A 24,182-nucleotide genomic window follows, 5' to 3' on the forward strand; every position below is an offset into this window, starting at 1 on the left:
TAAAAGCCATAAAGGAGGCTGCTACATGCCTACATTCCGCAAGCTACTGTCCGGGGGGCGCAGTTCAAGGCCTGCGCCAATATTCCAGGTTGTTCCCGGTCAGCCGCTGACAACTGGTTATTTTTTATTGCAGGTTGAGCCTGCAATCCGTCACGGAATAGCCGAACTGTTAGAAAGCAATCCGCGCCATGCCCTAACCGAACTGGCGTTAATCGCCTATTTGATGGGCATGGGATTTGACTATCCTACAGCACACGTAATTGTTGAAGCTTGGGAGAAGGACGATATTTTATTGGCACAAGGAATTTTGACAGAGTGAACTTGTTCAGCAAAGCTGAACATTGATTCTTCAGGTGAAACTCTTCCCCACCTGAAGTAACGCCTCTTATATAGGCGAGAGTCTTAACTCATTGATTAAGATAAAGAGAATTCTACTTTTGGTTAGGAAAGTAAAATTGCCACGCAACACACTCAATGACTACTCTCAAGGACCTTCGTCATTGCATGTGCTAAGCGTGACAATTTTTTTATTACTCTATTACTGTCACCAATTCCCCAAACAGCTCTTTGTTAGCCTTGATGAGTTGCTCGCCGCCTAAAACGCATAAGATATTGGCTTTCATTACCGTATCGACAAGTTGGGCTAATTGGTGAATATCCTGCTGTTTAGTCGCCAGGATTTCATCCCGCTCTTGCTGCAGATCTCTTTGGCTAATATTACGAATATAGGCAACATCTGCCCGTTCCCCCTTCATCTGCGGCGTCAGCGGCGTATCCATGGTACTTATGGTGCCAATGATATATTTGGTCATTTCGCGTTTACTAACTGTTTCAGCAGTAAAGTTGTTCAGATAGTCTACCGTTGCATCATACACCTTAATGGTGTCAGCCAAGTTGGGATCGCGGTAAGAACCAAACACGACATTACCGCTACGTTCAAATTGGGCAAAAGCACCGTACGCCCCGCCCTGCACCCGAATCCGATTCCACAGATAATCATAGCGCAAGATGGTTTCCAGCACCTTCATGCTGCCATGATAGCCAAATCCTAAGCGGCGGAAATTGCCCCCTTTGGCTACATATTGTACCTTTCCCGATGTCATCAGGCCTTCATTACGGGCCTTAGCCTGGAAACTGTAGGTAACCGGCTCATATTGCCTTGTCCCCAGTTTGCCAAGAAGCACAGGCAAGCTCTGGCAAAAAGCCTGATAATCTTCGTTTTCACAGGTTATACCGATAAAAAGGTTGTTATGATTAAAGATAGTCTGTGATACCTTCGCCAGCGTCTGGCCAATTTTGCTTATCCTGGCATCCAGATTTTGCTCCAGTTCTACAATAAATTTGTAATAAGTCAGCTGACCTACTTCATTGAATTTGGCAACAGGCGATAAATAGGATAATAGGCGGCTGGCGACCACCTGCTGACCACGCCTAAAGAGCGCGGTATCCCAGGTTGCTTTGAGCTCGCGGATGAGTTCTTTCAACCGGGCTGCATCTGTAAACAAACTGCCGCCGGTTATGTCGCCTAACAAGCCAAACAACTCGGGCAGCTTGCTCACAAGCGCCTTGGCTTTAACCCGAAACATTGGCGTGTATATTTGATCATCACTGTTCTCTGAAAAAGCAAAGACATCATAGGAAAAACCACCTGTATGAATATTAGTCTCTTTCGCTAATTCAGCATATGGATATTTTTCAGTATCAACCTTGCCCAAAATATCTGCCAATAAAAACAAATAAGGCAATTCGGCTTCAGCTACAGCGCCGGTGTTGAAATAAAGATTAAGATACGCAATGCGGTTGGTGAACAAAGGGTGCAGCAATACTGTTACGCCCTGCTCCTTATGCTTTTCGGCAACCAATTTCTCTGCTTTCGGATCAATATCTTTTAATTCCACCAGTGGAATCAGTTCGAGTTTTTCCGGTGCATCAGGGGTTTCCTGACGCATTTTCAACGCCTTGGTCTGCTCTACAAGTGCAGCTATCTCAGCTTGGCTTAACCCCTCCTTGTACTTGGCCAGCTTGGCCTTATTCTCAGCCGCCTTGCTTGCGCCGATCTTGCTATTAGGCTTTAGGGTGACCAGTGCCTGGTGAGGGTTCTTTAGCAAGCAATTTTTAATCAACTGTTCAAAATAGCCGTGCCTGAATTGCTGTTTAATTTTCTCCAAAGCCGGTTCGTACGCTAAATGGATCAACGGATTTTTATTATATAGCCAGCTATCAAGACATTTTATGTTGTAAACCAAGCCTTTAGGATGTTTCCCGTAGTTGGCTTCCCGCAGGTGGAATTCAAAAATATTTACAGATGACTCTACCAGTTTTTTATCCAAGCCCTCGGCTGCCAGCTTGTTTAGTACATCATAAACCGTTTCTTTAAACAAATCTACTTGCTCAGGATTAGCGCCGCCGACACCAAAGGTCATGGTTGGCTGAAGAATACTTTTATTATAGCTGCCAAATACTTCTTTACCCAGCCCAGCATCCAGAAGTGCTTTTTTCAGTGGTGCTGCCGGAGTTTCTAAGAGAATATGTTCCAGCATCATGAGGCCCAGATAACTTTCAGGGTCGGTGGCTTTACCAGCAACAATATTTAATGCAATAAAGGTTTTATCGTTTGTTGACTCATCCGGCGATACCGGATAATCCACAACTTTTACAACCATTTCTTTAAACGGTTTTTGCAGTGGAATTTCAGAGTCAATCTCAACCCTTGTGAAGTCCTTGAGATAGGCAGCATCTAAAAACTTCAGATTATCATCCAAATCCATATCACCATAAAGAAAAATATAGCTGTTGGCGGGATGATAGTATTTTTTATGAAAAGCAACAAATTGTTCCTGAGTAAGTTCTGGTATAAACTCGGGGTCGCCGCCTGACTCAAAGCCATAGGGGGTATCTGGGAACAGGCTGGCATAAATCTGATGCTCTAAGATGGCATCCGGAGAAGAGAATACGCCTTTCATCTCATTGTAGACAACACCTTTATAAGTAAGCTCAGCCTCTTTATCAGGCAGCTCGTAATGCCAGCCCTCCTGCATAAGAATCGCAGGCGTTTCCAGCATCTGTGGATAAAATACAGCATCAAGATAAACATCCATCAAATTGCGAAAATCCTTTTCATTGCGGCTGGCAACAGGATACATGGTCTTATCGGCAAAGGTCATGGCATTCAAAAAAGTATTGAGTGAACCCTTTACCAGCTCAACAAACGGCTCTTTTATCGGGAATTTTCGTGAACCGCAGAGCACCGAATGTTCCACAATATGCGGCACACCAGTTGAGTTCTCCGGCGGGGTACGGAAGGTAATAGAAAATACCTTGTTATCATCTTCATTGCCCAAGTGCAGCAGCCTCGCGCCACTTTGTTCATGCACAAACAATTTAGCATCAGAGTTAATCTCATCAACATGCCTGGACTCTAGCAGCTTAAAGCCGTGATAGGTTTTACCAGTCTTAAAAGACATATCGTTACCTCGCTTTTACCATTTTGTTTATCCTATGTAGTGTCTTACTAAGAAGTTAAGTATTCTTTTTCGGCAATCTGGAACCGTTTTCCTTCAAATGAACAAAGAGAAGCTAATAAATAGCTTCTCCCACTTGACAATAATTAATTATCCTATTTTTTAAATGAATCATAAAGCACCTGATACTCATCTGTCGGTGGAATGGATTTATAAATATAGATATGAACGCCACTGGGATCATTAATGACAAAGCTGCGTTCCCCCCACGGCTTATCAACAAGCTCCTCACAAAATTCCACCTCAGCTTCCTTCAACCGCCGATACTCGGCATCAACATCCTCTACTTCAAAGGAAATAATAATACCTGCACCATGGAAAAACTCACCGGCATCGCGCTGTGGCTTGGTAAAGCTAACCCCGACCGAAAGCTCCGGCGCAAGCAATTCAATATACCAGTCGCTTTCGTAGACAAGTTCAAATTTAAAATGCCGCATATAAAAATCTTTGGATTCAGTTAGTTTGTCTGTACTAATTGTGGTATCCACCCGTGTTATTTTCATAAAGCTCTCCCCCATTCAGGTTTTCGCTGCTTAAAATAGACTACTTTTAGCTTGCAGGCTTCTGCCATACCCTGGGCAAGCGCCAGCGCGCGACCGATATCCTCCGGCTTATGGGCATCAGAACCGATAGTCACCAGCTTACCGCCCAATTCAGAAAAGCGTTTATAAATCGGCAGCAACTGCTCTACCGCCGCCAGGCTTGTTAGACGGCGGGTATTAATTTCCATAGCTTTCTCCTGCTGAGCCGCAACCTTTAGTATCTCATCAATTCTGTCGCTAAATTCGCAGTAATGAATATCCGGATCCTGATAGCGGGCATAGCGGGCAATATAATCAATATGACCCAGACTATCAATGAAATCATGGCTCTTTAGACACTGCAGCATAACTTCAAAATACCGGTCATATACCTCTTGCTTAGGTCGTGATTCATAAAACGAGCTATGGTAAATGTCAACATTGTCAACAACATGAATTGAACCAATGACATAATCAAACAAATTATTTTCAATAATGCGCCGATTTTCCTCCAAGCAATCAGGACGCATACCAACCTCAATCCCAAGCAGCACCTTATCGCCCCGGTATTGAGCGTAATCCTGGAAATATGTTTTTACATCCAAATTAAAGACATCTGGCTCAGGGTAAGCCAAATCCATATGCTCAGTAATAATAATCCCTAAATTTAAGTCAGCAGCCCTGCTGACAGCCGTCTTAATGTCCATGTTGGAATCAGAAGAATAACAGGTGTGAATATGGGTATCGAATAACACAGAAAAAGCCTCCCTAATTCAAGAGAATAGAAACGTGATTATCTACCATTCTAATACAAAAATACCAAAACTACAAATATCTAAGGGAACGAATCTGCTTTTTTATCCAGACGGAAAAGTTAACTTTCCCTGAATTGAACGACTATCATTCTTTTCACCACGCATGCAACGCGCAGAAAGCTCATTTCTGCCATGTGGCAAAAATGAGCTTTCTTACTATTGTTCGCTACTTTTACTGTTTGGGTAGACCTTTCATCATCTCACCCATATCCATTACTTCTACGCCCTCCGGCAGTTGGAAAGCAGCCGCTGGCTGAGCCCCCACCTTTAGATTCTTATACTCCATTACCATATTCTTGCTACCATTAGCCTCAGTGACTTCTACCCGCAGGGGAATACCGTAATCTTCCCTCACCCACAGTTTTGTCTGGGACTTACCCTCACCCTCGTCTTGAGTAAGTAACACCTTGCACTTGACACCATCATAAGTAAAACAATAAAAGTCTGATAATTCCGTCATTAGCGAGGATTCTAAAAAAGCAACCTTGACGATTTTGAAGTCAAACCTTTTCGATATAAATCAAGTCATTTTACACTGGCAGCGGATATTCAACAATAAGCTGGCCGGACGGCAATTTGTCAATCGCAAAGCCCGCAATCAGTTCTGACGCTTTAACTTGCTGGCATCGTTCCAACAAACCGGCCTTCCAGGCCAGATAACCAATAATACTTTCCGCTTTCACGCCGCGCTCCCGCAGCGCGGCAATAGATAAAGCCTGCTGCCGTTTGGATAAGCGATGACCTTCCTGATCTATTAATAGCGGCACATGCGTAAAAACTGGAGCTTTTAGCCCTAGCAGCCGATATAACAGCAGTTGGCGTGGCGTTGAGCTTAACAGATCATCCCCGCGTAAAACATGAGTAATGTTCATGGCGGCATCATCCACCACAACCGCTAATTGATACGCATGAATACCATCAGAACGCCGCACGATAAAGTCCCCAATCTCCCGGCTGATATCCTGGCTGCGAAATCCTGCATGCAAATCTGAAAAACTAGTTTCTCCTGGTGGTACGGCTAAACGCAGCGCAGGATGCCGGATTACCTGCCTGGCATCGTCAAGCTTACGCCGCCGGCAAATACCAGTGTAAACACGTTCATTTTCGCTACCATGCGGCGCCGATGCGACCAATTCAGCCCGAGTACAGTAGCAGGAATATACCAAGCCTGCTGCCGCCAGTCGTTCAAGTGCCGCCTGATACAGCCCACGCCGCTCAGCCTGGCAGTAAGGCGCATAACAGCCGCCAACATCCGGCCCCTCGTCCCAATCAAGCCCCAGCCATTTCATATCAACCATCAACTGTTCTCCATATTCAGGCCGTGACCGGTCAGGATCAAGATCTTCTACTCTCAGTACCATGGTTCCGCCAGCCGCCCGCACCTGCAGCCAGGCCAGCAGTGCCGTCCAGGCATTACCTAAATGAATTTCACCTGTGGGACTAGGAGCAAACCGCCCCCGCATTGTTCGCATAATGACTCCTGTCCTCCTTTGACATGAATATAATAACAACAAAGCCGGGGCTTGCCACCCCGGCTTGTTGTTATTATTCCTGACTTTGCTGGGTTTCAGCACTATCATTATCATTGGTAAGACCCAGCTTGTCAAATATCGTAAAGGTCAAGCCAAGAATGATCGCTACTATGGTAGCTAATGCCATGCCTTTAAGTGTGACCGAACCAAAGGTCATGTGGGCGCCGCTGACACCGATAATCAGGACAACAGCTGTTAAAATCAAGTTGCGTGAACGGTTATAATCCACTTTCGACTCTACCAGTATCCGAACACCGGAAGCCGCGATAACCCCGAATAATAACAATGATACGCCGCCCATAACCGGGCCGGGAATGCTTTGAATAAGGGCTGCCAATTTACCGACAAAGGATAATACAATAGCAAGGACTGCAGCAAAGCCAATTACCCAGACACTATAGACCCGGGATAAAGCCATAACGCCAATGTTTTCTCCATACGTGGTATTGGGCGTGGAGCCAAAGAAGCCAGATACCATTGTCGACAGGCCATTGCCTAACAAGGAACGATGCAAACCTGGTGATGCCGACAAATCGCGACCAACAATATTACTGGTAACTACCAAGTGGCCGATGTGTTCGGCAATAACTACCAACGACGCGGGAATGATAATTATGATGGCTTGCAGATTGAATTCAGGCGTATAGAAGGTAGGCAGCGCAAACCATGGTGTAGTGTAGACGGCAGCTAAATTAACCATCCCCAACGCCAAGGCCAGAGTATAACCGGCAGCAATACCAATTAATATCGGAATAACAGCAAAAAATCCACGGAATAAAACAGAACCAAGAATGGTTACCCCCAGCGTAAAGATAGATACCATTATCACCTGGGGATCAGGTTCCTTAGCCAGCAGCCCAGCCATATCAGCAGCAACAGGAGCCAGTTCCAGGCCGATAATAGCAACAATGGCGCCCATGGCGGCCGGTGGGAAAACAACATCAATCCATTTCGTGCCAACAACGCCAATACTTAACGCTACGATGGTAAAAATAAGACCAGCGGCGATAAAACCACCAAGTGCAGCACCATATCCGTATTGGGCCAAGACCAAAAACACCGGTGATAAAAAGGCAAAGCTTGAGCCTAAATAAGCAGGAATTTTTCCTTTAGTAACAAAAATGTAGAGCAGTGTGCCGATACCATTCCACAATAGTACGGTAGCCGGGTTAATCTTAAATAAAATCGGAACAAGGACTGTGGCCCCAAACATGGCAAATAGGTGTTGCAGACTTAACGGCAGCGTTTCAATCATCGGCAATTTTTCTTCCACTTGAATGGTTCGTCGCATAAGCTCCTCCTTAAAAGTTATGTAACATCCTGTCAGCGAATCTTCTTCTCCTCATCTATATACAACGCAGTAAAGTTTTGCAAGTGGGTGGTGTGTTGGCATAAGCGGAAGTCAAACGTCAGTGGTGGAGCGTTGTCAATACACCACCCGCCGGCGCCTGTAGCATTCTTTAGTGCGGAATATATACACATGCTCAGCGTGAGCTAAAGCTTCCATAATTTTAAGCCATAGGGCAACCCTTGTCAAGATATGGAATACTATGACAGCTCTCCTCACCTTCTCATTCGGCGTTATTATAGGGGTCCCAGTCGGCCAGCCGGCTTAATCGGGCCTCAGCCATTTGTAGTTCTTCAAGCAATCTGTTCTTATCCTTGGGCAAAGTGCCTGCCAAAGCAGCATAATTAGAGCTATGGGTGCTTCTAAACAGACAGTGGCTGCCTGACGGTAAATCAATGTTACTCACCAATTGGTAAAGCTCGCCCATAATCTTCATTGGCGGCAATGGCACAAATTCACCACGTTCAAATTCAGCCAACAGTTCACTGCCACGGTATAACATAAGCGTCAGGGCACTCAACATCTGGGGCTGGATAGCGTTGACTGCCTGAGCGGTATGCAAGGCATGACGGCTAGAATGGACTTGACCACCGAGACCGGCAATAACCATCACTGACAACTTGATGCCTGATTCTACAATACGCCGGCCAGCCGCAATGGCCTCGGCTGCCCCAACGCCTTTATTTACCTGCTTTAGTACAAGCTCATCACCTGACTCCAGCCCAAAATATACCAGCCTAAGCCCGGCCTCCCGCAGCGCCGCCAATTCTAACAGCGTTTTATTTAGTATATCCTTAGGACCGGCATAACAAGATACCCGTTGCAAACGGGGAAACGCTTGCTGCAAAACGTGCAGGACAGCTAACAACCTGTCTGTTGCCAGCACCATTGCGTTGCCATCTGCCAAAAATATACGGCGAATATGCCGGGCATAAGGCTTAGCCGCCTCGATCTGGGCCACAACCTCTTCCCAGGGCCGCACGCAAAAGGCAACCGAACGATACATAGTGCAGTAGGTACAGGCATTATGTGAGCAGCCTGTTGTTATCCGCAAAATGAAACTGTGCGCTTCACTGGGGGGACGAAACACCATCCCCTCATTAGTGTCAAAATACAACTATATCGCCTCTTGTCAAAAATGTTATTATACTCCTTCTTACTGTAACAAAAATAAAAAAAGTTGTCAAAAGGGGCCTAAGCCCCCTAACAACTTTTTGAAAACAACTAAGCCAGCTGCTGAATGTTTGTTTCCCGCCCGGCTTCTACCAGCAAGCGGTCAAAATCTAGAATAATAATTCTTCTTTCACCCACTCTGCCAATGCCGTCAATATACGGTGTTTCCTCACCGGTTTCAAAGCAGATTGGCCGCTCGATTTCTTCATCATCAAAGTAAACAATATCCTTTATTTCATCAACAATACAGCCTAAGCCTATAGGCATATCATTAGTACAAGCTATAATAATTTTACTTTCTTCTTTAATTGGTGTATTTTCCAAGCTTAATTTATAGCGCAAATTATAAACATAACTGACATTACCCCGTAAAGTTATCCTGCCTTCAATCTCTTTGGGCATACTTGAATCCTTTTGGATATTACACCTTTTAGCCCTCAAGATACCACTTATCAGTCTGGCATCAATACCAAACTCCTGACCATCCATATCAAACACAACCAGTTGTACACGCGACATAGTAAGCAACCCCCTCCTCATGTCAGAGAAATAGTTTATGACTATGATCTGCCCAACTGTTTTATCCCCCCCCTTTTCTAATCAGTGTCAGACTTGTAGCTTGCGACAATTATCCTATTTTTATCTATTCTATAGTAAACCTGGTTTTCCTCCAATAAATTCCATGTGAAAATAAAAACGCTTCCCTTGCGGGCAAGCGTTTCTTCCTGCAATAATTAGGCAAATAACTCTTGTTTTAACTTTTGATAGTCTTCCCAGGTATCAGCATCGTAAAAAGCCGCCTTTTCAGGCCAGTCAACTTCCACAACCTGCGCCGGGTTAGCACGCATAATCTGCCGTCCGCCGGTATCACCGTTTAGCTCAGTAAGCGCAGTAAACCAATAGCTGCCAAATAGTACAGGACTATGGCGTTGTCCCTGATAACAAGGCACAATAATAGTTTTACTGCTGGCTGACTGCACGAAGCGAGCAATTAGAGTCTCAATCAGCGCTTGCGATACCAACGGCTGATCGCCCAAAAAAAACATGATACCGTCAAGCTCTCTGGCTAACTGCTGAACACCCAAAACAATCGACGTAGCCTGCCCCTGCTGTCGCTTGGAATTATAGATTGAGCGAATAGCCTGCGACTGGCACAGCGCAGCCAGCTTGGCCTCAGGTTCCCCAATAATGGCAATACAATCGGCCCACGGGAATTTGCGCACAATATCTAGTACATGGGACAACAAGGGTTGGCCAGCCAGTGGCAGCAGCAGTTTTTGCCGGCCCATACGGCTGGCAGTACCTGCCGCCAAAATTACTACCCCAATTCCATTACTCACAGGTTATACACCTCGCTTGGCTGCATGGCAACGCCGTAGCCTGTGGTTACCACTACCCGCTCAATACCCACATCAGCCACCTTAACATAGCCGGCAATTTGTTTGGCTGCTTGCCTCGCAGCCTGATCACCGCTACCGCTAAGCAGTAAAACCTTGCTTCCCCGGGCATATTGGAAGATGCCCTGGTGATGCACGGCCAGCCTGGCAATATCCTGCCAGGTGATTGGCTCGCCCGGCTGTTTATTAATTATATGCGTCACTAACTCTAATCGATGGGTATTGGCTGGAGATAACGGCTGCTCCAGCGCGCTTATATTAACTACGCCGACAGTTCGCATTGTACTGGCAGGTATAACGGGCTCCTGCGCCGACGGAGCTTTAATAAGACAATGACGCGCCCCGTCTGCTTCAACCAAAATACAGGCACCAGGCAGAGCGGCGGCCAGCTTATCCACCCAGTCGAGCGGTATCCCTATTACCTTTTCCCCCTCTTGCCGGAAAAACCAAGCCACCTGCTGCTGCTTTGCCAGTGCCTGCATAACCTTTGCCGCCCCTCGGCCATAGTTATCAGTCACCACCAGGGGATAATGAGTTATCTGACGATAAAACATCTTGGTTGTAGTTGTAACCACAATAGGCCATCCCAGACCAGCAGCGACAAGTGACTGCATTAAAGATGTCTTACCTCCCGCACCAACGCACGCCACTACACCTGGCTGCTTTAGTCCTACGGCATCTACCAGCATATTAACCGATATATTCCTGCTTGCCAATAGCGGTTTCACCTGGTTTATCAGTACCATTTAAGGCAGCGTTCAAAATGATCGCTGTCACACTGCCGGCAGTAATGCCGCTGTGGAGAATTACCTGTGCCCAACTGGGGAAGTTCTGATAAAAGTTAGGTACGGCCAGCGTAATCATGCCTACGCCGATACTGACGGCAACTACCATAATATTGTGAGTACCATCAAATTGAACCTTGGATAAGGTCTTAATCCCGCTGGCAGCTACCATACCGAACATAGCAATGCCCGCGCCGCCTAATACCGGATTGGGAATAGCGGCAATAACAGCAGCTGCTTTAGGGAATAAGCCCAGGACTATCAGGATGACGCCAGCAGCTGCTACCACAAATCGGCTCTTAACCCTTGTCAAACCAACTAAGCCGACATTTTGCGCAAAAGCAGTGTACGGGAAACTATTCAATATCCCGCCCAAAATGGTGGAAAACCCATCGGCGCGGAGACCCTTGGTCAAATCCTTTTGCGTAACAGGCTTTTCAATAATCTCACCAATAGCGATACAGTCGCCTGTCGTTTCAGTCATAACTACCAGCATAACCAGTACCATGGCGAGAATGGATGCCAGATCAAAGGTTGGCAGCCCAAAAGCAAACGGCGTGGTAACTCCCAGCCACGCGGCGACAGGAACCTGGGAAAAGTTAACCATCCCCAGGGGAATAGCAATCAGCGTGCCCACAATTAGTCCCAAAAGAACAGCAATATTGCTTAAAAAGCCTTTAAAATAGCGGTAGAAAAATAGCACAAGTATCAAGGTAACAAGCGCCATACAGATATAAGGGAAGGCCGCAAAATCCTTGGCTGCCGGATTGCCGCCAGCAGCCCAGCGAACCGCAACCGGCATCAGCGTGACACCAATGATAGTGATAATGGTACCTGTCACAACCGGCGGAAAGAAACGGATAAGCCGGCTAAAATAAGGACTCATTAGATAAGTCACAAGACCGGCGACCATTATAGATCCATATATGCCTGTCAGTCCGTGAGTCTTGCCAATAATAATCATGGGCGTCACTGCTGCGAAAGTTACCCCTTGAATAACAGGCATCTGAATACCCATATTCCCAAACCCAATGGTCTGAATCAGGGTCGCAATACCACAGGTGAATAAATCGGCGTTAATCAGGTAAATCAGCTGCTCTTTGCTCAATCCCAGCGCATTGGCAATAATGAGCGGCACAGCCACAGCCCCGGCGTACATAGCCAACACATGCTGCAAGCCGTAGGTAAACAGTTGGCCCAGTGGCAGTATTTCATCCACTGGATGCTTGGATTGGTTTTCTTGCATTACATTTTCCCTCCTTCTATTCTTTGGGGATTAACGTTATCTTAGTACGCGAGTCAAGACTCCCGCCTCTACAGGCGGCGTTAATTCAGGTGGAGTAGACTCTCCACCTGAATCCCCAGTGTTTCAGCTATGCTGAAACGAGTTCACTTGGGTCTTGCTTGTGATTTCATCCCCATAAACACCTTTTCTGGAGTAATTGGCAAACGGGTAATACTGACGGCCACTGCATTATACACAGCATGAGCAATGGCGGGCGATGGCGTATTGATAACCGCTTCGCCAATCGACTTGGCACCAAACGGGCCTGTTGGCTCATAGCTCTCTTCAAAAGCCACGGTAATCCTGCCTACATCCTTCCGGCAAGGAATCTTATATTGCATAAAGTTATTGGTCTGCAACCGGCCACGTTCGTCATAGCGAACTTCCTCGTACATAGCCATACCAATGCCCTGGGCGATTCCACCCTCTACCTGGATTTTGACCAGGTTGGCATTAAGTATAGTACCGCAATCTACGACCGCTACATAATCAATAAGTTCAAACTTCCCGGTCTCTGTATCTACTTCCACTTCAACAAAACCAGCAATGAATGGCGGTGGTGATATCGGCGAGCCATAGGTGGCGTTACCTACCAGCTGGCACTTGTCGGTCCCCACAACCAATGATTCTGCCAGCGTTTTGAGACTGATTGCCTTACTGCCGTTAAGCGCTGTAAGCTGCTGACCATCAAATTCAATTTGTTCCGGCGCCACAGCCAGGACTTTGGCACCTTGGGCAATAATCTGATTTTTTAAATCTTCGGCAGCCTGCAGCACAGCCATACCAGTGACATAGGCTGTGCTTGAGGCATAAGAACCGGGATCATAAGGCGAAACATCGGTGTCTGCCGCATGAACAATAATTTTCTCTGGCGGTGTATCCAATACCTCTGCGGCAACCTGAGCCAGCATCGTATCACTGCCTGTCCCCATATCGGTGGAACCGATGAGTAAAACATAGTGACCGTCCTCATTCAGGCGGATGGCCGCCGAAGACGTGTCAATACCGGCAATGCCTGAACCTTGCATGGTTACAGCCATACCAACAGCCCGTATTTTGCCGTCGGGCAGTTCCCTGCGGGGATATTTATCTTGCCAGCCAATCATCTCTCTGCCTTTTTGGATACAGCGCTCCAAGGTCGAGCTGCCAAGCACATTGCCATGATAAGCAAGCGCGGTTTCGCCTTCCTTGATTATATTTTTGAGCCTAAGCTCGGCTGGATCCATATTGAGCCTGGCTGCCAATTTGTTGATTGTCGATTCCAGCGCAAAGGTTCCCTGGGTAGCTCCATATCCCCGGAGTGCTCCTGCCGGCGTTTTGTTTGTATACACAGCGTGACCGTGGTAACGGACAGCTCTGGTCTTATTATAGAGTGGCAGCGTCTTATCGCCACACACCGAAAAAGTAGTTGACCCATGTTCACCATAAGCCCCGGTGTCTGATAGATTTTCAATATCAAGGGCGCGGATAAAACCGTCTTTGTCTGCACCTAATCTGACTTTCAGCCGCATGGCATGGCGGCTGGTAGTACAGCCGAAGGTCTCGGCACGGCTATAGATAAACATGGCGGGTTTGCCGGTTTTAAGAGTCACCAAGCCGGCAAATACTTCGCCTGAACCAGTTTGTTTGCCGCCAAAACCACCGCCAATCCGCGGTTTGATAACCCGCACTCTCGTAGCAGGCAGTTCTAAAGCCCGCGCTACTTGCCGTTTAATATGGAAAGGAACTTGCGTGGAAGTAACCACTACCAATCGGTCAGTATGGTCAAGATAGGTAAACGCGCGAAAGGTTTCCATCATCGCCGGCGCCTGAGCCTGCGTATAATAGGTTTCTTCAACAACAATATCACAATTCTTTAGTTCCTGTTCAACATCGCCTGCTGCCAAGGTATGGGAGGCGCAAATATTGCGTTCTTTTGCCAGGCCAATATCAAAATTGCAGAACAAATCATCTTCCGGATGAATGACTGAGGCATGATCAATGGCCTGCTCAAAATCAAGCACTGGTTCAAACACCTCATAGGAAACTTTGATTAGTTTCATGGCCGCATTGGCAGCCTGTTCGCTGGTAGCGGCAACTATGGCTACCTCATCACCAACATATCTGACAATAGGGTCAAGAATCAACCGGTCATAAGGCGATGGTTCAGGATAAGATTGACCAGCCAGTGTAAACCGCACTTTAGGAACATCTTTATGGGTAAGGATGCATTCTACCCCTTTACAATTACGCGCTTTAGTTGTATCAATCGACTTGATTCTGGCAAACGCATGCGGACTGCGCAGGATTTTTATCACCAGGGCATTGGCGGGTGCCAAATCTTCAGTATATACAGGCTTACCTGTGCAAATAGCAATCGCATCCGTTTTAGGCAAAGCTTGACCTACATATTTCATCCTGCTGTCACCCCCAGGTACTTCTTGATTGCCCTGAGCTGTCCCTGATAACCGGTACAACGGCACATGTTACCTGTCAAATAGTGAATCATGTCAGCTTCGGCGGGATTAACCAGCTCCCGTTTCATGGCCAGCACTGTCAGGATAAAGCCGGGACTACAGTAACCACACTGTTCAGCCCCTTCTGCTGCCATAAAGTGAGCAAATTCCTCTGCCTCATGGCGCAACCCCTCAATAGTGGTAATATGCTTGCCAGCCGCGCGAAAGGATAAAATAGAACAAGACAACGTCGGTTTACCGTTCAGCCAGATCGTGCATAATCCACAGCAGGAAGTATCACAGCCTCTTCTTACACTGTACAAACCCTGCTGGCGCAGCGTATCCACAAGAAAATCGTTAGGATGAACCTCGAGAGTAACCTGCCGGTGATTGATGATGACTGTTATTTGCATGCTGCCACCTCCGCAATAGCCCGTTTAATAAGTGTTTTGGCTACAGCCTGCCGATACACAGCGGAAGCGCGCCGGTTGTCACCAAAGGACAATTCGCCTACTGCTGTTTGTACAGCCTGCTCCATGACCTCAGCGGTTACATTATCGGCCTCTCTTAGTAGCGCCGCCGCTTGAACAGCTAGTCTGGCGCGAGTAGGCCTGGCACCAACGGCAATTTTCCATTCACCCTCAAGCTGGGATGCCGCCACCGTCAACAAGGGATAATCACTGGCTGAGTTGCGCAAAGCCTGATAGGCAGCATGGCCCTTGGTTTTATGAATGATTATTTTTGTCAAAATATCTTTGCTGCGGGGCGTATCCAAAAAGGCCGCTAACGCCATCCGCCCGCTTTTAACTAATTCAACTTCAGTATCAAGCGCCAGTAAGGCGGTAAGAAAATCAGAAAAACCATAACGCATAAAGACAGACGCACCAACAGTCACAACATTACGAAACTGCACACCAATAATATTAGCTACTGCTTTTGGCAATAAACCATCGGCATAGTTATTTAGAGCTGCATCTGTTTCTACCTCACGCAAACTTGTCATGGCACCAATTTCGATATAGCTGCCATAGTCTTTACTATATCTCAGACCAAGTTTCGACAAATCAACTCCGGTATGGATGGTCTGAGAGCCCATTCGTAGATAGGCACAGCCGCCCAGCACGGCATTGCTTCTTTTCTCTTTTAAAATATTATAAGCGGCTTCCAGCGTATCTGGCTGCGCTACATTAAGCAATGTGAACAATTTTCAACCTCCATTACCGATCAAACCTTTGGCAATTATTTCACTAGTATAGTTCGAATTATAACATAGGCGCTTGCTTGTCGAAAAGAACTATTGTATAGGTTGTGTATCCAGAGAGAAAAAAATGCCGACCACTGCAACAGTTGCATGCGACCGGCCAATATATTTACACTATCTTTGTTGTCCAATTCTCGACATTCCATACTGCTGTTACCCAGTCTTCGTAAAATTCAGGTTCGTGGGAAACCAGGAGAATTGTGCCTTTGTACTCAATTAGAGCCCGTTTTAGTTCGGCCTTGGCTTCGATATCAAGGTGGTTGGTGGGCTCGTCCAGCACCAACCAGTTAACATCTTTAAGCATAAGTTTACATAGCCGCACTTTAGCATTCTCGCCCCCGCTTAAAACCATCATTTGGCTGGTTATATGCTCATTGGTCAGACCACAACGCGCCAGTGCGGCCCGTACTTCAAAATTGGTCAGGCCAGGGAATTCATCCCATACCTCTTCTATGGCAGTGCGGCTGTTATTACGGCTGGATTCCTGCTCAAAATAACCGGCTTGCAGATAATCACCCAAGATGACCTTGCCGTCAACCGGTTTGATATACCCGAGCAAGGTTTTAAGCAGTGTTGATTTGCCAAGGCCGTTCACACCTCTAATAGCTACTTTCTGCCCGCGCTCTAAGGTAATATCCACCGGTTTGGTAAGCGGCTCATTATAGCCCAGCACCAAACCTTTGGCCTCAACAACAAATCGGCTGGGCGTCCGGGCTTCGCGGAACTGGAAAGTGGGTTTCGGCTTCTCCCGTGGTTTTTCCATAATCTCCATTTTATCCAGTCTTTTCTGGCGACTGTTAGCCATGCCCCGGGTAGCCACCCGGGCCTTATTGCGGGCGATAAAGTCCTCCAGGCGGTCAACTTCTTGTTGCTGCCGCTCATATGCTTTGGTTTCCTGGCTTTTACGCATAGCGTACATTTGCTGAAATTGCTCATAATCGCCAGTATACCGGGTAAGAACCGCGTTTTCCACATGATAAATAACATTAACAACTTCATTCAAAAAAGGAATATCATGCGATACCAGGATAAAGCTATTATCATACGCTTTGAGGTAACGCTTCAGCCACTCGATATGTTCAACGTCAAGATAGTTGGTAGGTTCGTCTAAAATGAGAATGGTAGGATTTTGTAATAGCAGCTTGGTTAGCAGCACCTTAGTGCGCTGCCCGCCGCTCAAGTCTGCTACATCGCGGTCAAGACCGATATCGCCCAGCCCTAAGCCATTGGCTACTTCTTCAATTTTGGCATCAATAATATAGAAGCTGCCATGTTCGAGCATATCTTGTATCTCGCCGACTTCTTCCATCATTTTTTCTACTTCTTCCGGGGCAGCCTCACCCATTTTATTATAGAGACCCAGCATCTCGGCTTCCATGTCAAACATGTTCTGAAATGCTTCCCGCAGTACATCCCTGATGGTCTTACCCTTGGTTAGCACCGAATGCTGGTCAAGATAACCGACAATCACGCGGTTAGACCATTCCACTTTACCTTCATCAGGGGTCAATTGGCCTGTAATAATATTTAAAAAGGTCGATTTTCCTTCGCCATTAGCGCCGATCAAACCGACATGTTCGCCTCGTAACAGGCGGAAAGAAGCCTCGGCAAGAATAGCACGGGCACCAAAACCATGGGATACATTTTCAACAGTTAAAACACTCATTTTTTTACTCCTCTTACTGTGCAAATACCTTTATATTTTAGCGCAAAGCGGCTAGAGCTGTCAAAACCATTTTTTCAAAAAGAAAAAATACCCTGATGAAGAAGTTTGTCTTTATCAGGGTATAAAAATGAAATATGTTCGTAGCAAGCTTAGCTACAAAACCAGAGCTAGGCAAATATATTTATCTGGATTTTACTCTTGCTTTTGAGTAAAAATACAGTCATTTTTACAAAACTCTTTATTCTGAAACACACTCTATCAGTAATACCAGGAGTCCCGCCATAATCCTGATAACTGCTCCATAAAATACTAATATAGCACTTTTTATACCACCTCGGCAATCTTTTCGAGTTCATTCGTCGTGGCGGTCAAGGATTGCATCGTTGACGTCGTTTGTTCTGTTGCTGCCGCCTGCCGTCTGCTAAGCTCGAAAGCCCGCTCAACCGTTTGGGTTACGCTTTCCGTTTGGTTCTGAATATCTTGCAATATTTTTTTTATTTCGGCAACGGAATTAGCACTGTTAACAGCCATTTTACGAATCTCATCGGCGACAACTGCAAATCCTTTGCCATGATCTCCCGCCCGAGCGGCTTCAATTGCAGCATTGAGTCCAAGTAGATTGGAATTATCAGCAATATCGCTGACAAATTTTAAAATATCGCCCGTTTTATTTATCTGGATAGCAACATTGTGTTCGCCATCCCTAATCTTACTCAGTTCTTCCGCCAAGCGCGTCGCTGTGGCCCCTAACTCCTGGGATGTTACCGCCATTTTTTCGGTTGTGGCGGCAACCGTTTGCGCCACTGCGTGAACATTATCTTGATTCTCCATACTTACAGACATGGAAAAAACACCGATCAATGATCCAGCATTCTCAAATACCGGTTCGCACCACACTTTCAGTTTTATCCCTAAAATTTCTTTTGGAATTACCTCACTCACCGGCCGCCCAGTTTCTATGCACTGATAGCCGAGTCCCGGAGGTATACGTTTTCCAGGTTCAAACAATGCCGGAACGTTCGGAAGAAAATCAGGTTTTTGGGCACCAGCTATAATCACTCCATCTTTATCGATAACGACGGCGCTGCAGGGAAATGGATTTGCTGCAATAATGATATTAATACAATCGCCCAGAACCTCCAATTTGTTCATTATTATAACCATTCCTTTCAAGCTCAGTGGTAACGGTATGAAACCATTGCCCACTATAGTGGTCGATTATTGAAACTCGACGGCCTAGTAGTGTTGCTCCATCGAAGCATTTAATGTAGCTTATATCCTCGAAGTTTAAAGTTTTAGGCCGTCTATTTACCTGAAGCGGCGGAAATCATGGCCTTAACATTTTCCACTTTGGCATTGGGAGGGACGGTGCACCCGGAGGATAATATGAACCCTGTACCCATGTCGTTTATCAATTTTGTGCAGTATTTGTATACATCATCGGGAGTGCCCAAGGTAAGCATGCCTGCCGGAACATCTCCTTTGATACACATATGGTTGCCGAGAACCTCTTTTATTTTGTAGATATTGGTAGAGCTGTCAGTTTCAAAGACGCATTTTCCCCGCGGCAGCATCTTGAAATACTCCAGGTCGCGTTCCCAGTTGCCGTCGATATGAAGATTAGCTATCGCACCCTCTTCAATAACAGCCTCTACTGTTGCCTTTAGGTATTTCCAAACAAACCGTTCCCACAGTTTGAACGAAAAAAATTGACTGGCGCCCCGGGCAGGGGAGATAAAGACGGCCAGCGGTTTGGCCGCCTGAATTTGTTTTCGCAGTGTAGTAATAGTTTCGGCTTGGATTACGTCCAAAACAGCCGCCACTTTGTCCGGCATTTTGAATAAATCTTTCATAAACTTTGGAAAGGAACGGCCGCCACCCAAAAACTCATTTACCGTGATGGCACCACAAGGGTTATAGAATACATAGCCTGCTGCTTCGACATTTTTGCCCATTTGTGGAGCGACTTTCATTTCATCCATAATTGCGGCCAGCGGCAGTTCCAATCTTTTCGTAAAGTACTGCTCGCTAAAGGCGGCCCACCCCTTGGCTAAAATGGTGTCGTAATCTTCCACGGTCATCATTTCTTGTTCGTCCAGTTGCCAGAGGGCATTGTCCGACAGTTCCCGCCCGGGCAGTTTGACCTTCGAACAAAAGCCTAATGCAAATCCCCGTGCTGCCGTAAAGGCTACGCCGGTACCATCAATATCGCCTAGTTCTTTGTAGGATTTTAAAATTATCTCATTGGATCTCTCAAGCGTTGAGATATAGTCAGACAGTTTTACACCCATATGCATAGCGGCAAAAGCATCTCCCGATAGTATTACTGGCGTCTTATCCGGCTTCTCCAGCGCTATTGCCTTTTTTATTCTCACAGTACGTTCTTGCAGTAATTGTTCGGGTGTTTTCATCAATAAACCCTCCTTATTAATCTTCGAATTATCGGTCGACATCACCAACGATTAGTTGTCAACAGTGGTTTGAGTTTCACCTTCACGTTTCTGCGCAAAAATTACATATACTAAGGCAATAACAGCGAAAACGGCCATATTGCCACCGACAAAGGCGAAGCCAGCCCGGATCGAACCATTGGTGATCCAATCAACAAACTGGGTGTAAAAACCGGTGAAGAATTGGCCAAGGTAAATAGCCATGCTTAACAAAGAAATGGCAAAGGTCTTTTTGGAATTAGGGGCCACTATGGACACCCGGTTCATTAGGTAAGGAAACATTAGGCCCATGGAAAAACCAAGGAAAATGACCGCAGCCATCATCATGGTATAGGAGTGGGCAATACTAAATAAGAAATAGCATACTGACATGCAGGCTAAACCGACAACAGCAGTAAACCGTTTAAGTTTATTCCAGATTTGGGCAAAAAGCATACTAACCACAAATGATCCCAGGGTATTGATTGACGAAGCCATACCGGCGTCAGCCGAGGTGCCAATGTGTTCATTAACGATGAACAAGGCTAATTTAAAGATAATAAACATAGCAACAGTCATGAACACCAGCATGTCGAAGGAAGTAAGCCAAACCCGGTAGCCCAGTTTTTCATCCGAGCCAGTTTGCGATTTTGCTTGGATAATGGCCGGGTCCTTTTTTTCCGGGGGGAAATCGGGTAGTAAAAACCACTGCATGACTAAAACGATAACAAAGAGCAGGTAGTAATAAAAGGCGTATTTCCAGTCAACTAATGCGGCATAGCCGGCGGCAATACCAAGCACGAACGAGACAGCGCCGCCGCAGGAGTTGGTCCAGCCCATGAGCTGGGCGCGTTCCTGACCATCATACAGGTAGGCGATCATTGCTGGAGCCAGAGGATAAACAATGCCGCAGCCAATTCCCAGCAGTGCCCTAGTCCAAACTAAATCCATAATTCCATTGGCGAAAACACCACCGAAGCCACCAATAATGAACAAAAGAGTCCCGATCAGCAACAGAGTTTTTTTGCTGATATAGTCAGCTAGTTTGCCGGTTATTAAGATTGCCGGAATCATTAGCAGCGAGGGCAGCGACAGCAACTGATTGAGCCAGGGACCGGCATCCGGGTAGGAGCCGGCGACATTGGCCAATATTGGCACCATCAGGGCGCTGGCGACCATACCGTTCACACTGCTAAGTAATAGAGTTAATTTCAGTAAACCACCAGTTCCTAGCCTTTTACTTTCACTCATGAATAAGTCTCCTCTCAGTTTTTAATTTAAAAACAATGTTGCGATGCTATTGGTTTTCAATTACCGCCGTCAACTGCTATTGCGTGTCTAACAATAAGCGACTGTTTCATCCCAGCCATTTGAACTTGCAAAACTCATGCCAAAATCAAAAAATGTATAATATAAGCTGAGAAGTGAATTAGCTATTCTGCTTTTGAAGGTGATAAATTCCGGCAGCAACAAAAGCATGGCCAGTTGCTCCGGACTAGTAAGGCAGCCCGGCGGGGTTATTCGAGGCAGGCCGCGATAAGCGCATCAATATTTTTGGGCTTAGTGTTATGCGGTAGGGTGCAGGAACCGCTGGTGATAAACCCGGTAGGACCGAAATCAGCTATCTGCTTTTTGGCTTCTTTGTACACTTTGTCCGGGGTACCGAGGGACATGAGAGCGGGGCTGATATTACCGGTAATGCACATCCGATCGCCGAGAATTTCTTTGATCTTGTAGATGTCAGTCATACCGTCGCTGTCAAAGATACAGCGGTTTGCCGGAAATTCTTTGAAGTAATCAAGAACTTTTGTCCAGTTTGCATCCATGTGGAAATACGGCGTTCCGCCAATCTCCAAAACAGCATTGGTTTCTGCCTGAAACAGGGGCCAGATGTATTTTTCAAATTTATCGCGGGAAATAAAATCGCAATTACCGCGTACTGCGGGGGCAATACCTACCCGGATGCTCTCCCCAGGGCAACGTTTCTGTAGTACCGCCAGATCACGCCGGAAGTCGGCCATCATTTCTTCAGTAATGACATCAAGCGTTGCTTTCACTTTGTCCGGTATTTTCCACAAATCGCGGATGAAATTAACGATACCGCGCCCGGCGCATAGACCATCGTAAATAATCGGACCCATCATCTGAGTCATGTTGATACAGCCGATATCCTGCAGTTTTTGGTCTGTATAGGCCATGTATTTTCCGCTCAATAAAAGGTCTTCTTCGGTCAGACCAAGATAATGTTCAAAATAATATTTCTGGTAATACTTCCAGCCTTTGCTGATAATTACGTCGTAGTCTCCCACTTTCATGCAGGCGACTTCTTCGATCTGCCAGGATGCCGTCGGCGCTAGTTCATGACCGGGCAGTTTGGCCTTTGACATCCAGACAGCGCCTAGCGCTTTGCCGGGAGTAATCCCCAAAACGCTTACAGCATCAATGTGCTTCATTTGTTTTAAGGCATCGAGAGCGCGGTCAAGTGCCCAGGGAAATTGGTCCACATAATCAGCGGGAATCGCCGAACGTTCCGCATAATGGAAGAAAGCAAAGTCGCCGGAAAGGCAAATTGGGGTACGATCGGTTTTTTCTCTGCGAACCGCCTTTTCAATCCGTTCTTTTCCTTGATTGATTTCACTCATGATTTACACCTCCATCCTGTTTTTGTTGGAACGGTGGCAAAAGGAGCCGATTTTGAGCTGATGAGCTTGCCGGTCTACTTACCGGAAGCGGCTGCAACCATGGCTTTGACATTATCTACTTTGGCATTTGGCGGTATGGTGCAACCGGAAGCAAGAATAAAACCTGTTCCCATATCATGAATCAGTTTGGTGCAATAATCATACACTTCATCAGGAGTGCCAAGCGTCAGTAAGGCAGCCGGAACATCACCTTTGATACACATATGGTCACCCAGAACCTCTCGCACTTTGTAGATGTTAGTAGAACTGTCTGACTCGAAGATACATTTCTGTTTAGGCAAGGTTTTAAAATATGCCAGATCGCGTTCCCAATTGCCGTCAATATGGAGATTGGCTATGGCACCTTCCTCAACAATCATTTCAACAGTGGCTTTCAGGTATTTCCAGACAAAACGTCTCCATATTTTAGGAGAATAGAACTCGCTGGCACCTCGGGCCGGCGAAAGGAAAACAAGTAAGGGTTTGGCAGCCCGAATTTGTTTCCGAAACTCGGCCAATGTTTCTTGAAGAATTAGATCTAAAACAGCCTCTACCTTATCAGGCATCTTAAACATATCTTTCATGAACTTGGGAAATGACCGTCCGCCGCCCAAATATTCATTAACCGTGATTGTCGCGGTGGTAGCGAATACCAGATAACCGGCATTTTCAAAGTTTTTTATAAATTGCGGTATATTGTCCAGTTGCGGCAGCAAGCTATCGACATCAAATCCTAGTCGATTCTTGATATAATCATCACTAAAATTTTTCCAACCAGTATTCAAAATGGTATCGTAATCTTCCACAGTCATCAGTTCTTGTTCATCAAGCTGCCACATGGCATCATCGGGAAGCTCCCGCCCAGGTAATTTGACTTTGCAATAAAACGCTAAAGGAAAACCAGTCGCTCCTCCAAAAATATTGCCGGCTCCATCTACATCTCCAAAGTCTTTGAATGAATGTAAAATTGCTTCATGAGAAGCCTTAAAATCCGCACAAAAATCTGATAATTTCATGCCTGCATATTTTGCAAAAAAAGCATCACCACTAAGTGTGACCGGTGTCCTGTCAGTTTTCTCAAAGGCAATAGTTTTCTTTACCCGTTCGGTGCGTTCTCCCAATAATTGTTGCGCGTTTTTCATAATTAACCACTCGCTTTCTTTAGTTTCCCGTTCATTCCGGCTACAACTCAAGAACAATCAGATGAATTGGCCTTGAATTCACTTTAGCCGCACCTAAAAGTCCCAATGCTTTCTTCCGCATTGACTACCAGACCATTTCAAAAAGGGCTATTACCACAAAGGCTTCGTCTTTGTGCCCCCCATATTGGGGT

At 46.2% G+C, this 24,182-nt stretch carries 21 protein-coding genes; 1 reads left to right on the forward strand and 20 read right to left on the reverse strand.

Annotated elements, in window-relative coordinates; genetic code table 11:
- The first annotated feature begins 25 nt into the window (after positions 1-25).
- Positions 26-319, forward strand: coding sequence for a hypothetical protein (locus SALPA_RS06315; protein ID WP_145091133.1), 294 nt, complete (start codon positions 26-28; stop codon positions 317-319).
- 211 nt (positions 320-530) lie between these two features.
- On the opposite strand, the gene SALPA_RS06320 is transcribed toward SALPA_RS06315, so the two are convergent.
- From SALPA_RS06320 to SALPA_RS06415, 20 genes are all read right to left on the reverse strand, one after another.
- Entirely contained in the window at positions 531-3,464 is a 2,934-nt protein-coding gene (locus SALPA_RS06320) for an insulinase family protein (RefSeq protein ID WP_145091136.1), read from the reverse strand.
- Between the two features lie 152 nt (positions 3,465-3,616).
- Positions 3,617-4,024 carry a VOC family protein gene (locus tag SALPA_RS06325; protein ID WP_145091139.1) on the reverse strand — a complete coding sequence of 136 codons (408 nt, stop codon included), beginning with the start codon at positions 4,022-4,024 and terminating at the stop codon, positions 3,617-3,619.
- On the reverse strand, positions 4,021-4,797 hold the full coding sequence (locus SALPA_RS06330; protein WP_145091142.1) for a histidinol phosphate phosphatase: 777 nt from the start codon (positions 4,795-4,797) through the stop codon (positions 4,021-4,023). The genes SALPA_RS06325 and SALPA_RS06330 overlap by 4 nt, the downstream gene beginning before the upstream one ends.
- 232 nt (positions 4,798-5,029) lie before the next feature.
- A complete protein-coding gene (locus SALPA_RS06335) occupies positions 5,030-5,317 on the reverse strand; it encodes a hypothetical protein (RefSeq protein WP_145091145.1) in 288 nt (95 codons plus the stop codon).
- A 70-nt stretch (positions 5,318-5,387) separates the two neighbouring features.
- The gene (gene gluQRS / locus SALPA_RS06340) at positions 5,388-6,329 is read right to left on the reverse strand and encodes a tRNA glutamyl-Q(34) synthetase GluQRS (RefSeq protein ID WP_145091148.1); all 942 of its coding nucleotides are present in this window, start codon (positions 6,327-6,329) and stop codon (positions 5,388-5,390) included.
- Between the two features lie 73 nt (positions 6,330-6,402).
- Positions 6,403-7,680 (reverse strand): uracil permease, encoded by a 1,278-nt coding sequence (gene uraA, locus SALPA_RS06345; RefSeq protein WP_145091152.1) that lies wholly within the window; start codon positions 7,678-7,680, stop codon positions 6,403-6,405.
- 280 nt (positions 7,681-7,960) lie between these two features.
- Positions 7,961-8,854 (reverse strand): radical SAM protein, encoded by an 894-nt coding sequence (locus SALPA_RS06350; protein WP_145091155.1) that lies wholly within the window; start codon positions 8,852-8,854, stop codon positions 7,961-7,963.
- Positions 8,855-8,961: 107 nt separating this feature from the next.
- A complete protein-coding gene (locus SALPA_RS06355) occupies positions 8,962-9,429 on the reverse strand; it encodes a chemotaxis protein CheW (protein WP_145091159.1) in 468 nt (155 codons plus the stop codon).
- A gap of 215 nt (positions 9,430-9,644) precedes the next feature.
- A complete protein-coding gene (locus tag SALPA_RS06360) occupies positions 9,645-10,250 on the reverse strand; it encodes an NTP transferase domain-containing protein (protein ID WP_145091162.1) in 606 nt (201 codons plus the stop codon).
- Positions 10,247-11,023 (reverse strand): selenium cofactor biosynthesis protein YqeC, encoded by a 777-nt coding sequence (yqeC, locus tag SALPA_RS06365; protein ID WP_186450936.1) that lies wholly within the window; start codon positions 11,021-11,023, stop codon positions 10,247-10,249. Before yqeC ends, SALPA_RS06360 begins: the two co-directional genes overlap by 4 nt.
- Positions 10,998-12,338 (reverse strand): nucleobase:cation symporter-2 family protein, encoded by a 1,341-nt coding sequence (locus SALPA_RS06370; protein ID WP_145091167.1) that lies wholly within the window; start codon positions 12,336-12,338, stop codon positions 10,998-11,000. The genes yqeC and SALPA_RS06370 overlap by 26 nt, the downstream gene beginning before the upstream one ends.
- A 143-nt stretch (positions 12,339-12,481) precedes the next feature.
- Positions 12,482-14,773 (reverse strand): xanthine dehydrogenase family protein molybdopterin-binding subunit, encoded by a 2,292-nt coding sequence (locus SALPA_RS06375; RefSeq protein ID WP_145091170.1) that lies wholly within the window; start codon positions 14,771-14,773, stop codon positions 12,482-12,484.
- Positions 14,770-15,225 (reverse strand): (2Fe-2S)-binding protein, encoded by a 456-nt coding sequence (locus SALPA_RS06380; protein ID WP_145091173.1) that lies wholly within the window; start codon positions 15,223-15,225, stop codon positions 14,770-14,772. The genes SALPA_RS06375 and SALPA_RS06380 overlap by 4 nt, the downstream gene beginning before the upstream one ends.
- Positions 15,216-16,016 carry a xanthine dehydrogenase family protein subunit M gene (locus SALPA_RS06385; RefSeq protein WP_145091176.1) on the reverse strand — a complete coding sequence of 267 codons (801 nt, stop codon included), beginning with the start codon at positions 16,014-16,016 and terminating at the stop codon, positions 15,216-15,218. The genes SALPA_RS06380 and SALPA_RS06385 overlap by 10 nt, the downstream gene beginning before the upstream one ends.
- Before the next feature lie 166 nt (positions 16,017-16,182).
- Positions 16,183-17,739 (reverse strand): ABC-F family ATP-binding cassette domain-containing protein, encoded by a 1,557-nt coding sequence (locus SALPA_RS06390; protein ID WP_145091178.1) that lies wholly within the window; start codon positions 17,737-17,739, stop codon positions 16,183-16,185.
- Between the two features lie 324 nt (positions 17,740-18,063).
- Complete coding sequence (locus SALPA_RS32420; RefSeq protein ID WP_304624546.1) at positions 18,064-18,891, reverse strand: methyl-accepting chemotaxis protein; 828 nt, start codon at positions 18,889-18,891, stop codon at positions 18,064-18,066.
- A 152-nt stretch (positions 18,892-19,043) separates the two neighbouring features.
- Complete coding sequence (locus tag SALPA_RS06400; protein ID WP_145091184.1) at positions 19,044-20,150, reverse strand: uroporphyrinogen decarboxylase family protein; 1,107 nt, start codon at positions 20,148-20,150, stop codon at positions 19,044-19,046.
- Positions 20,151-20,201: 51 nt separating this feature from the next.
- On the reverse strand, positions 20,202-21,419 hold the full coding sequence (locus SALPA_RS06405; protein WP_145091187.1) for an MFS transporter: 1,218 nt from the start codon (positions 21,417-21,419) through the stop codon (positions 20,202-20,204).
- Positions 21,420-21,685: 266 nt separating this feature from the next.
- Positions 21,686-22,810: a uroporphyrinogen decarboxylase family protein gene (locus SALPA_RS06410; RefSeq protein ID WP_145091190.1), complete on the reverse strand. Its 1,125-nt coding sequence runs from the start codon at positions 22,808-22,810 to the stop codon at positions 21,686-21,688.
- Between the two features lie 74 nt (positions 22,811-22,884).
- Positions 22,885-24,042: a uroporphyrinogen decarboxylase family protein gene (locus SALPA_RS06415; protein ID WP_255450911.1), complete on the reverse strand. Its 1,158-nt coding sequence runs from the start codon at positions 24,040-24,042 to the stop codon at positions 22,885-22,887.
- Positions 24,043-24,182: the final 140 nt, after the last annotated feature.

Source organism: Sporomusa sp. KB1 (assembly GCF_007830295.1).
Taxonomy (GTDB): Bacteria; Bacillota; Negativicutes; order Sporomusales; family Sporomusaceae; genus Sporomusa.